Origin of the sequence: Gimesia chilikensis (assembly GCF_008329715.1) — a bacterium.
Classification (GTDB): Bacteria; Planctomycetota; Planctomycetia; order Planctomycetales; family Planctomycetaceae; genus Gimesia; species Gimesia chilikensis.
In genome coordinates, this window is sequence record NZ_VTSR01000015.1 from 54,112 (window position 1) to 66,281 (window position 12,170).

The 12,170-nt window shown below is 55.0% G+C and carries 9 protein-coding genes; 4 read left to right on the top strand and 5 right to left on the bottom strand.

What is annotated here, in order from left to right:
* Window positions 1-550 precede the first annotated feature (550 nt).
* The gene (locus FYZ48_RS19425) at window positions 551-1,546 is read left to right on the top strand and encodes a hypothetical protein (RefSeq protein WP_149343424.1); all 996 of its coding nucleotides are present in this window, start codon (window positions 551-553) and stop codon (window positions 1,544-1,546) included.
* Window positions 1,547-1,613: 67 nt separating this feature from the next.
* On the opposite strand, the gene metG is transcribed toward FYZ48_RS19425, so the two are convergent.
* Window positions 1,614-3,659 (bottom strand): methionine--tRNA ligase, encoded by a 2,046-nt coding sequence (gene metG / locus FYZ48_RS19430; protein ID WP_149343426.1) that lies wholly within the window; start codon window positions 3,657-3,659, stop codon window positions 1,614-1,616.
* A 218-nt stretch (window positions 3,660-3,877) separates the two neighbouring features.
* Window positions 3,878-4,882 carry a CNNM domain-containing protein gene (locus FYZ48_RS19435; protein ID WP_187782115.1) on the bottom strand — a complete coding sequence of 335 codons (1,005 nt, stop codon included), beginning with the start codon at window positions 4,880-4,882 and terminating at the stop codon, window positions 3,878-3,880.
* Between the two features lie 344 nt (window positions 4,883-5,226).
* Between FYZ48_RS19435 and FYZ48_RS19440 the strand changes: the two genes are divergently transcribed.
* The 3 genes from FYZ48_RS19440 to FYZ48_RS19450 all read left to right on the top strand — a co-directional run bounded on the left by FYZ48_RS19440 (window position 5,227) and on the right by FYZ48_RS19450 (window position 8,893).
* Window positions 5,227-6,723, top strand: coding sequence for a hypothetical protein (locus tag FYZ48_RS19440; protein ID WP_149343428.1), 1,497 nt, complete (start codon window positions 5,227-5,229; stop codon window positions 6,721-6,723).
* Between the two features lie 70 nt (window positions 6,724-6,793).
* Entirely contained in the window at window positions 6,794-7,768 is a 975-nt protein-coding gene (locus FYZ48_RS19445; RefSeq protein ID WP_149343430.1) for a sugar phosphate isomerase/epimerase family protein, read from the top strand.
* 3 nt (window positions 7,769-7,771) lie between these two features.
* Window positions 7,772-8,893: a glycosyltransferase family 4 protein gene (locus tag FYZ48_RS19450; RefSeq protein WP_149343432.1), complete on the top strand. Its 1,122-nt coding sequence runs from the start codon at window positions 7,772-7,774 to the stop codon at window positions 8,891-8,893.
* A 12-nt stretch (window positions 8,894-8,905) separates the two neighbouring features.
* On the opposite strand, the gene FYZ48_RS19455 is transcribed toward FYZ48_RS19450, so the two are convergent.
* The 3 genes from FYZ48_RS19455 to guaB form a co-directional block, all read right to left on the bottom strand.
* Window positions 8,906-9,310: a hypothetical protein gene (locus FYZ48_RS19455; RefSeq protein ID WP_149343434.1), complete on the bottom strand. Its 405-nt coding sequence runs from the start codon at window positions 9,308-9,310 to the stop codon at window positions 8,906-8,908.
* A gap of 152 nt (window positions 9,311-9,462) precedes the next feature.
* Window positions 9,463-10,695, bottom strand: coding sequence for a hypothetical protein (locus FYZ48_RS19460; RefSeq protein ID WP_149343436.1), 1,233 nt, complete (start codon window positions 10,693-10,695; stop codon window positions 9,463-9,465).
* On the bottom strand, window positions 10,634-12,118 hold the full coding sequence (guaB, locus tag FYZ48_RS19465) for an IMP dehydrogenase (RefSeq protein WP_145045565.1): 1,485 nt from the start codon (window positions 12,116-12,118) through the stop codon (window positions 10,634-10,636). Before guaB ends, FYZ48_RS19460 begins: the two co-directional genes overlap by 62 nt.
* Window positions 12,119-12,170 lie beyond the last annotated feature (52 nt).

The following is a 12,170-nucleotide window of genomic DNA, read 5'->3' on the forward strand; positions in this document are numbered from 1 at the left end:
TCAGGAAACAAATGAATTCCCGGATGCATTCAGAACCAGTTCCGTTTCACCTGAGCACTGTGAAACCTCATTACCGATTCTTACTTACATGGCCCTGTTCAGAAGGGACGCCGACTGACTGGCCACCAAAATCTATGTTGCTTCCCAAGGGAGTCAATTTAATTTCAGGAGAATCTCTGCGTATACCAGCCTTCCTGTATCGAATACAACGATTGGAGAGGTTTGTGAAAGAGTTCTCCCACGAAATCGACGAAAAAGCGACAGAATCAGTGGATGATTCCCGGCCAATTGTTCCAGAGCAAAGCTGTCGTGCCTGGCAGGCCGGACCGGTTTTAAGGATTTTTCCAGATCTGATTCGTGGCAAGCAGAGGTCCACCCGAGAGCTTTTTTACAGTCTCTCTGGCTGGATGTACCGCAAGCAGCGGGCATACTAAACAACTTCCATCGCTTCCCGGCGGGAAATCTCAGCTTGAATTCCCCTCCCGTCCGCGAGAAAATGAAAGCAGTGTCCTCTCTCACAAAATTACTTCAGGCGGAAGGCGGGGTTGCAATGACTGGTCGATGGCGTTTTCTGGTCCTGCTCCTGCTCTGTCCCGCCACAGTCCGAGCAGATTCTCTAGTCTGCTGTGATCGTTCTCAGACTTATCAGATCGCGTTAGATAAAGCATCAAAAGTCGGAGAAGCCAGTCTCCGCGAGCACACCATCGTCTGGCATCCCGCTAAGAAGAAGTATTATCTACTGGCCGACGTCGTCCCGCTCACCAGCCAGCACCATCCGAATACCTATAATACGGAGATTCATTTATTCTCCAGCCCGAATCTTCAGAACTGGACTTATCACGGCGTGGCAATCCCCAAAGGAACGAAAGCCGGCCGCTTTGATCGCTTTGGTGTTGCCAGTCCTGCCTCCGCGACTTTTCACAATGGACTCATCTACTGCCCCTACAGTGCCCGTCGCACCAGTCATTTTACTGAGCGCAGTATCGGCCTGGCCTGTTCGCATCCGGACCCCGAGCAGCTTCCCTGGCAAAAAACGACACACCCCATCGCGGACCTTCCTGGCGAAGATGACGACGCCGCCCTGATCAGCGATGCCTCCGACAATCATCTGCATCTCTACTTTCGGACTGCCAGTTCGCAGGGATATCACATCCTCCACTCGCAGTCATCGCATCCGCTCAAGGAAGATTCCTGGTCGAAACCGATCGTAATCTCCATCAAGCCGGAAGGAGTCCGTGCTCAGGAACTCACGGGCGCCGCACTGCTCAACGGCGAATACCACCTGTTTGTGATCGAACACTTCTACCAGGGAGGAGCGCAAGTCGCACATCTGGCGTCCCCTAACGCGGAAGGTCCCTTTCACGAATTCGACAAAGAGCAGCGGTACCTGCTCCCCGAAGAACAACCACCCAACATCGTCTACAGCGGGCACATCACTCCCGTTGTCAGAGAAGGAGCCATTAAAGCCTTTTTCTGGACTGTTTCCCAGACAGGGAAACGGTACGGGCTGTTGGGACATCCCGTACTGAAACCTTCAACAGACTGATTCAATAAAAACAGGCCACCCGGAGAACATCCGACTGGCCTGAATCGACTTCGTTCGTTTTTTTAAATCAGTGCACGCGCTGGCCGGGTACGGCGCCTTCATCGGGAGACAGCAGAAAGACGTCCTTTCCACCAGGCCCCGAGGCCAGCACCATTCCCTCGCTGGTTCCGAACCGCATTTTACGCGGCTTCAGATTCGCACAGCAGATCACCAGCCGACCGATCAGCTCTTCCGGCTCATAGGCTGCTTTGATGCCGGCGAATACATTCCGGCGTTCATCGCCACCCAGGCTGAGGGTCAGCTGCAGCAGCTTATTCGCTTCGGGAACCGAGTTGGCTTCCACGATGCGAGCCACACGCAGATCGACTTTCACGAAATCATCGATCGTGCACTCTTCCGACATCGGTTCCGCTTCCAGGGCTTCCCCACTGTCGTTCCACTGCGAAGCCGCAGCTTCACTCTCAGCGGCTACCGCATCTTCTTTTGCTTCTTCAGTCATAGCGTCTACCTGTTTTTCTTCAATTCGTTTAAACATATGCTGGAACTTACTGACAGAGATCCCTGTCAGCGGCGTCTGTGCCTGGTCCCAGCTGGTAATGGGATCATTCAGTAATTCGCCCGTCTGACCGGACAGGCGGGGCAGTACGGGAGTCAGATACACCACAATCTGCCGGAACAGGTTCAGGGCAATCGTGCAGATGTCCTGCAGTTCCTGCTGACGGTCTTCGTCTTTCCGCAGTTCCCAGGGCTTCTGATCTTCAACGTATTTGTTGGCCCGGTCTGCCAGCGCGAGGATCTCTCTCATCGCGCCGTTGTAATCGCAGTTCTCGTAGGCCGTCGCGATGGTTTCGCTACGACTGGCACCATACTCGAACAGCCCCCCGTCATCCGGGTAAGCTGAGGAGAGTCCCGTCTGCGCGACGAACTTCGCACTCCGACTCGCCAGGTTGACGACCTTCCCGACCAGATCCGAATTCACTTTCTGTACGAATTCGTCGAGGTTCAGATCGAGGTCATCCAGTCTCGACCCCAGCTTCGAAGCGTAATAGTAACGCAGGCAGGCAGGGTCGAGGTGGTTCAGATACGTGGCGGCTTTGATGAAGGTCCCCTTGGATTTGGACATCTTCTCGCCATCCACAGTCAGGAAGCCGTGAATATGAACCTTCTCAGGCAGATTGAAACCCGATGTCTTGAGCATGGCCGGCCAGAAGAGTGTATGGAAGTAGGTGATATCTTTGCCGATGAAGTGGTGCACTTCGGTTTCGGGATTTTTCCACCACTTGTCGAAGTCTTCATTGTTGTTCTCACACCATTCAAGTGTGGAGGCGATGTAACCGATGGGCGCGTCGAACCAGACGTACCAGTAGTTGCCCGGGCTGTCCGGAATTTCAAAACCGAAATAAGGGGCAGGGCGGGAAATATCCCAGTCCCGCAGCGGATCCCCCAGGAAATGACCTTTGAGATAATTGGCGACTTCAGACTGCAGATGATCGCCCGACTGCGTCCATTCATCGAGAAAGCCATGCAGGTCTTCAATCCGCACGAACAGATGACTGGCGGTCCGCAGTTCCGGTGTTGTGTTGGACAGCGTGCTGACCGGATCGATCAGATCAGCGGGCGTGTAAGTGCTGCCGCACTTGTCACAGTTGTCGCCGTATTGGTCGGTCGCCTTACACTTGGGGCAGGTCCCCTTCACAAAGCGGTCTGCCAGGAATGTATTCTCCTGCACGTCGAACAGCTGGGTGACTTCCTTTTCGTGAACCAGTCCGGCTTCGCGTAACGACGACCAGATCTGATGACAGACCTTGCGGTTCTGCTCGCTGTTCGTACTGCCGTAATTATCGAACTCAATATTGAAACCAGTGAAGTCGGCAATATGTTTCTCGCGGACATCAGCAATCAACGCTTCTTCCGAGCGGCCTTCCTGGCGGGCGCGAATCATAATTGCGGTGCCATGCGTATCATCGGCGCAGAAGAATCGACATTCATGGCCGCGCAGCTTCTGAAACCGCACCCAGATATCGGTCTGGATGTATTCCACGAGGTGGCCAATATGAATGTCACCATTGGCGTAAGGCAGGGCCGCGGTGACCAGGATGCGACGTTGTGGCATAATATTCCCGACTGAGGTTAATGGAAATCAGACAAAATTCACTTACTGTAATCAGAACAGACACCTGATCCCTCGCAGGGTTCAGCTGAAGCAGTCGCGCAGCACCCGAAAACGTGAAATTCTGTACCGGCAAAGGGCCTGTTCTCTCAGAGGGCGTCGATTGTACGGCGCCGGGCACAATCCCGCAATCCACTCGTTTTGGGCCTGCCCCACACGGTTTAGAACGTCGAACCGGTCATCAGCAGGGGACCATTCGAAGAACAGAGGGCCCGCACCAGGTCCAGCTGGCTGACGATGCCGATCTGCACATTATCTTTATAGATCGCACCAAAAGCGGAGGAGGAATTTCTCATTACATACAGCGCCTCAAGCATACTGTAATCGATCTGAAGCCGCGGCATATTATAGACGGCGGGAATAATCGGCGAGGGCGACGTTATCAGATCCACCAGCTTGATATAAGAGGTCCACTCACTCTGATGCGCGGCGCGAATCGGAATGAAGGAAATCTGGTTCTGCTGTGCCATCTGAATAATGTCTGCGGTATCGGTGCTCCGGGTGACTCCCTTAATCTCTGCCTGGGGAATCATAACCTTCCGCACCGACTGGGCCGCGGTATTGAACATACCCCGTACCAGCTGTTTCTGTGCATTACCTAAAATCCCCTCGAGGTGCCCCTCTTCGAGTACCTTCACCAGCCGCTGTCGTCCCAGCACCAGCTGCGCGGGTTTATTACGATCCGGTGAGAACTGCTCCAGCAGTCGGGTGATCGCTACGAGGGGAACGCTGACGATCCAGAATGCACGGTAAAAGAAATCGAACCACCGACAGTAGCGTCTAAGCAGCATGGTCGGCGCCCGGTAATACAGGTTCTTAGGCACCAGCTCCCCGAAAATGAAGATGAGTGGCGTAAAGAGAATCGTCGTCACAATCTCTGCCCTGCCGCCGGACTCCTGAAAGACCGCAGCAATGCCCATCGAGATCGCAATCGTGACGAGGTCGTTTGCCAGGTTATTGCCAATGAGTGTTGTCGCGACAAAGTAGCTGGGGTTCTGAGCGAACCAGCAGAGCCGCTGGGCAATCGGATCGCCTTCGTTGGCATCGATATTCAGACGCAGGAAACTGACGCGGTAGAAGCCGGTCTCGGATCCACTGAACAGGGCTGACAGGCGGAGGCCGATCGCAAACAATGCCAACGCGCCGAGAATGGGAAGCCAGTTCAACTTAGGAATCAACCTTCAACACAAAACAGAAACGACGCACTCCCCCTGGAGACATCATAAAACTGGATTCTCTTGAAACGCGTCTCATCTTGCAAGAGGTGCTATGAATTCCTCACTGAAAATCAACCACTATTTTCCGGCGGACCCACGCCGATGACTTACATTTTCCTGATCTATGACCTATGTTTTAGTAACAACACGATTGCCCAGTCTGCTCATTTTGACAGAGCAGCACAGTGGCGGGCCGGACAGCATGCTTTCTCGATGTTCCCAACGGGGCGGTGTTACCTAAGTCGCTTGGAATCAGGAATTTAAGCACGTTCACTTCAGATAAGTAAGATCCGATGAAAGTTCAGCAATTTTTAGATCACCACGGGATCAAGGAAAACCCTTTCGGTCAGGAAGACGCCCAGAGCGATCACGTTTTCAAGGAATTCTGTCTGAACGGCACCCACCACCCGGTCTGGGATAAAATATTTTCCAATCCCGCCAACCCTTCCACTTCGGTCGTGTTCGGCGAAAAGGGAGCAGGGAAAACCGCCATCCGGATGCAGATGATCGAACAGCTGCAGAAACACAATGCCCAGCATCCGGAAAACCGCGTCTTCGTCATTGAGTACGATGACTTCAATCCGTTTCTGGACTGCTTCCGCGAACGGTATTCGGGCCGCAATCGTCGCCCCGAACGACTGCTCTCTCACTGGCGACTCTGGGATCACATGGATGCCATCCTCTCGCTGGGCGTGACCCAGCTGATCGGCGAAATGATCGAGCCCAACAATACGGAAGAGAACAACATCCGCTCGGTGACCAAGGCCCAGGTCAACAGCCTGACCCATCTGGAAAAACGGGACCTGCTGCTGCTGGCCGCCTTTTATGATCACAGTCTGGATATGCCGGCCGTCCAGCGCTGGAACCGACTCCGCAAACGTTTGAAATTCAGTTACTGGAAAACCGAATGGGAACGTAGCCTCGGCTTCCTGGTGACCATCGTGACGGTCGCTTTGGTCTTCTACCTCGGCAACTGGAAAGACTTCCAGAAGTGGTGGATCTGGCTGATCATGTTTGCCGGCTGGACTCCCTGGCTCTGGAAACAGCTCACACTGATGTGGAAAGCCTGGCGGGTTTCACGCGAGGTGCGGGTCTTCGATCATATCTCGAATGCCCTGCGTAAAATTCTCTCGCGCATCGAACGCCGAGAACTCGCCGGTCAACCGATTCCCTGCCGGGATCGCAGCGATGACCGCTACGAATTGCTCACCAAATTTCAGACGATCCTCAAAAAAATGGGATTCGAAAATATCGTGATCCTGGTGGACCGGGTCGACGAACCTCACCTGGTCAACGGCTCTGCAGAACGCATGCGGGATCTGCTCTGGCCGATGTTCGATAACAAACTGCTCAAACATCCGGGAGTCGCCTTCAAACTGCTGCTCCCCTCAGATGTGGTCTACTACCTGCAGCGTGAAGAGAAAGAATTCTACGAACGCTCGCGACTCGATAAGCAGAACCTGATCACCTCACTGGACTGGACCGGAGAATCGCTGTACGACGTCGCCAGCGACCGCATCCGGGCCTGCACGGCAGATCACAAAACGGATATTTCCATTCGTGACATGTTTGACGAGTCCATTTCGGAACAGGAACTCATTGCACAGTTCGCCCAGTTACGGGTCCCCCGGCACCTGTTTAAGTTCCTGTATCGACTGCTCGTCGATCACTGCAATCGCTATACGGTTGATAATCCCAGCTGGAAAATCAACCGGGAAACGCTGCATAAAGTGATGAGCCTCTTCCAGCGGGATCTGGAAGCCTTCGATCGTGGCATGGGAACAGGTTGAAAATGGTCCCCCCGTCCGGTAGTTTTAAGGAATAAACTTTCCTGACAACGATCCCTCCGGAACCACCCCCATGCAAACCAACCTCAATCGACGTGAAATGCTGGCTGCCACAGGCGGTCTGCTGGCCGCTGGTCTTTCCTCCACACCCGCTCTCGCCGGGAAAACGGAGCGCCAGCGATCTGCGGCTGAACCGTTCGCCTACTGCTTTAATACCAGCACCGTCCGCGGTCAGAAACTGGGGATCGTCGAACAGATCAACCTCACTTCCAGTGCCGGCTACGATGCCATCGAGCCCTGGTTGCGGGATATCGATCAGTATGTAAAAGAAGGGGGTTCACTCAAGGATCTCCGCAAACGGATTGAAGATGCCGGCCTGACGGTCGAGAGCGCGATCGGCTTCGCCCAGTGGATCGTCGATGATGACGCGCAGCGCAAAGCGGGGCTCGAACAGGCCAAACGGGATATGGACACACTCCAGCAGATCGGCGGCATCCGCATGGCGGCGCCTCCGGTCGGCGCTACCAAACAATCGGATCTGGACCTGTTCGCCGCAGCCAAACGGTATCGCGCCCTGCTCGAACTGGGCGATCAGATGCAGGTCGTTCCGCAGGTTGAGGTCTGGGGATTCTCCGAGTCCCTCTCACGACTGGGGGAATCGATGTTTGTCGCCATTGAAAGCGGCCACCCCAAAGCCAGTCTGCTCCCGGACGTGTATCACATATACAAAGGCGGGTCCGACTTCGCCGGACTGGGGCTGCTCAGCGGCTCAGCCATTCAGGTCTTCCATGTGAATGACTACCCCGCCGATCCTCCACGCGAAACCATCAACGACGCACACCGCGTTTATCCCGGTGACGGTGTGGCACCGCTCACCGACATCTTCCGCATGATTCACCGGGCCGGCTTCCGGGGCGTGCTCTCGCTGGAACTGTTTAACCGCGAGTACTGGGAACAGGACCCGCTGGAAGTCGCAAAAACCGGCCTGCGAAAAACGCGGGAAGCCGTTATCAAGGCGCAACTCGACCAGCTCCCGAAAGCAGAATAAGACGTGAAGCAGATCGCACTCCTGTTTGAGTTCGGTTCTCTGAACGGAGGCGAACATTCCATGCTGGCCATGCTCCAACAGTTGCATGGCCGGTCATTTGAATTCACCGCCTTCTGTCTCGCCGACAGTCCCCTGCAGCAGCGCCTGACATCGCTCAACATCCCCTGCCATCCGGTTCAGTTTCACGACGAACAGGGCCTGAGACTGCCGCGGGAAGCGGTGCTCGAACAGCTCCTCCCCGTGTTGCAATCTCAGCACTTCGATCTGCTGCACGCCAACAGCCTGTCCATGGCGCGACTGACGGGAGCCTTCGCAGAACAGTTGCCGGTTCCCTGCTCGGGACATTTGCGGGACATCATCAAACTGAGTCGCGCTGCCATCCGGGATCTCAACCGGAACCGCAGGCTGTTTGCGGTCTCCCACGCCACCCGTGAATTCCATATCGCCCGCGGTCTGAATGCGGAGACTGTCAGCGTCTGCTATAACGGCGTCGACTGCGAACGGTTTCACCCCCGGCCTGCAACGGGTGCACTGAAACAGGAACTGGGTCTCCCAGCCGACACACGCCTCTGCCTGACCATCGGCCAGATCGGCCTGCGCAAGGGACAAGACGTTCTGGCAGAAGCGGCCCGGATGCTGGCAGAGCAGGGGGATCAGCAGACACATTTTGTCCTGGTTGGAGAACGGCATTCACAGAAACAGGAAAGCATCGACTTCGACCATGCCCTGGATACTACATTTGCACAACCCGAGCTGGCAGGGCGGCTGCACCGACTGGGATACCGCGATGACATCCCCTATTTGATGAACGAAGTTGATCTGCTCGTCCATCCAGCCAAACAGGAACCACTGGGACGTGTCCTGCTGGAAGCGATCGCCAGCGGTCTGCCTCTGGTCGCAACCGACGTGGGTGGGACTTGTGAAATTGTCGACCATGAACGCTCAGCACTGCTGGTACCTCCCAACGAAGCAGCGGCACTCGCCTCAGCGATACAGCGTTTACTGCATGACCAGAGTCTGAGTCAAAGCATCTCGCAGCATGCGCGACGGCGGGCAGAAGAACGCTTTACCAGCGAACGGGCCAGCCGCAACATGGAGGCCTGCTGGCAGGAACTCTGTGACTGATCGTCCGGGCGCTTAGCTGCCCTGACGGGGATGAAACTCTTCCCAGCGCTTCCAGGCGTAGTCCCATTCCATCCAGAGCCGCAATACGGACCAGAGTGCCCGCAGTTTTCCCAACTGTGCAGGGGGAATTTTCGACTGAGCGGCCATCGCATCCTGGGTCACTTCCGTCAGTCCCCACAGGGCTGCCAGTTCACGACAAAGGTTGTCAGCCGTGAGATCGATTTCCGCATCTTCGGCGACGAAGCCTGCAGCATCGGCCATCACAAACAGTTCGAACAACTGACTGCGATACGGATCCAGTTCCAGAGGCTTGGTGGCTGCTTCGGCTTCACCAACGACATTGGCGACGCGGCGGACAATATCATCCGCCAGATCATGGGAGGCGGAAGAAACGTGGTTCAAAGAATCGCGGGACATGGGACGAAGTTCACTCTCTGAAACAGAACAGCTCGAAGCATAGATAAAACAAAAACACATCCTGACCGGTTGGGTCAGGATGTGTTTAGAGAATATCGAATTGCTGCTGCTTCGGCAACCGCCGACGCGTCCTCGAGGGACTCTGCTTCAGCTTACGGCAGGATAAAGATCAGACCGGTTGCTGTAAGTCCCTCTGTGATGGCGGCTTTGGTATTCCAGGGAACACCATTGATCCGTTTGGGAGTATTCGGTTCGCCCGGACGGTAGAATCCCAGGGGATACATACGTTTGCGGAGCGGGTCGATACTCATCTGGTAAGGCAACGCGATCAGCTGACCGGTAAACCGTCCCATGGAAACAAAGGGCTGCACGAGATCGCGACGGGAAAGACCGTAACGTTCGAGGTTGGGATCTTCGAAGTACAAAGGATTGTAGTTCACGTTCGAAGCTTCCCAGGTGTAGATACTTTCAGAGAAGTTCCGTCCCGGGTAAGGAGCATTGCTCAGTTTGAATTCGCGCGGGCACTCCAGAATCGCGCCCCCTTCTTCATCCGAGGCTTTACACGGTTTGCCATCGGGGCGGGGACACAGGTTCCGGCAGGGTTCGTTCTTGGCGATCTTCGGATCGGGTTCGTAGTCGAAGAACGGCTTGATGTTGGAGATACGTTTCAACAGGTGCGGTGTTTCGTCTTCCAGATCTTCCGGTTCGGCAGGCAATCCTTCCACACTTGGAATATCATCGCCCAGCCCGTCGTAGCTCTTCTGGGTCATGATAAAATTACCGCTGTCGTCATCCGCTTCCGGAAAGACAGGTACCATCTGCTTTGACGGCGTGGCTGCCGGAGCGGGTGTCACACTTTTGTATTGTACATTCTGAGCCTGGGGCGCTGAGGGGTTCTCTTCCAGGCCAATGGTTTTAAAAGGCTCGACTGCTGGTGCCGGGCTGACAGGAGTACTGGGATCGGCAGATGCAAAAGGATTAACTCCCGTGGGAGCAGCCTGAACCGCGGCGGGCGCGGGTGCCACAGGCATGTCATCCGGGATCGGACGGAAGGCCGGTGTCTGTTCCGGTTCGTCGTTTTTGCCCTGCTTGCGTTGTTCGCGGCGTTCTTTGCGTTCCTGTTTTTTCAGTTCGCGTTTATTGTCGCGCGACAGGGTCTCCCAGCGCTGCTCCGGAGAACGGCTTTTCAGCTCTTCCCACGTGCTGGCAGGCACAGGATTCTGTCCGAGGAAGGGGTCCTGCTCGGCGGACGCTTCTTCGACCATCGTAAATGGCGAGAGCCCCAGAACCAGGGCCAGGCTCAGCAGATATCGCTTACCCGAACTATTCCATGGGTGAATGTTCGGCTGTGTAATTCGGTGCTTCCTGAGTGACTGCAATATCATGCGGATGGTTCTCCCTGACCGTTGCGGCTGAAACCTGAATGAATTTGGCTTCGGTTCGCATTTCCGCGACAGACTGGACTCCCAAATAACCCATACCAGCCCGTAGTCCACCTACAAGTTGATAGAGCAGATTCTGCAGCGGACCTTTGTAAGGCACGCGTCCCTCTACTCCCTCTGGTACCAGTTTCTTGGCGGAATCCTTTCCGTCTTGTGTAACTGAACTTTGACGGTAGCGTTCGCTACTGCCTTTGACCATTGCTCCCATCGATCCCATGCCACGGTAACGCTTGAAACTGCGTCCCTGGTAAAGAATCAATTCACCCGGACTTTCGTCCAGACCGGCGAGCAAACCTCCTAACATCACCGTATGAGCGCCGGCTGCCAGAGCTTTGGCAATGTCACCACTGTAACGAATTCCCCCATCGGCGATGATCGGAATGCCTGTTCCTTCCAGTGCCTTGGCAGCATTGGAAATCGCAGTTAACTGCGGCACACCGACGCCTGAGATAATTCGCGTTGTACAGATTGAGCCAGGACCGATGCCGACCTTAACCGCGTCCGCTCCCGCATCCGCCAGGTCTCGGGCACCCTGTTCAGTCGCCACATTACCGGCAACCACATCGATGTCCCATCGCTTTTTGATTTCTCTCACGGTCTGTACCACATTGCCAGAATGGCCATGGGCACTGTCAACAACCAGGAGATCCACCCCTTTTTCAATCAGTAAAGCAGCACGATCATAATCTCGGACACCAACCGCAGCCCCGACTCGCAGCCGCCCCCGTGAATCTTTGGAGGCCAGCGGGAACTGCATCGTCTTGTCGATGTCTTTGATCGTAATCAGCCCCTTCAGTTGATAATTTTCGTCAACCAGCAGAAGTTTCTCGACCTTATTTTCCAATAATATCCGCTGAGCCACTTCAAGCGTTGTATCTTCCGCAGCCGTCACAAGTTTTTCTTTCGTCATGACTTCAGATATCTGCGTGTCGGGAGAATCGAGAAACCGCAGGTCACGGCTCGTCAAAATCCCCACAAGCTTCCCATTTTGTGTCACGGGGACCCCGCCGATATTCTTCCGCTTCATGATTTCGGCAGCTTCTGCCACTGTAACTTCGGGAGGCAGTGTGACTGGATCCACAATCACACCGTGTTCGCTCCGTTTTACCAGGTCTACCTGCAGTGCCTGCTGTTCCGGCGTCATGTTTTTGTGGATGACGCCGATGCCCCCTTCCTGGGCCATGCCGATCGCCATATCGCTCTCAGTCACGGTGTCCATGGGGCTGCTGATAATCGGAACATTGAGAGGGATATTTCGGGTAAGCTGGCTGGCAACACTGACTTCCGAAGGCATGACTTCGCTGTAAGCTGGTTGCAGCAGAACATCGTCGAAAGTAATTCCCTGACAGATAATGCGGTCTTGCATTGGGCCTCTCCTTACGGGTCTCTTTAATGTATTTTCTGTTTTGTGTTCGAAA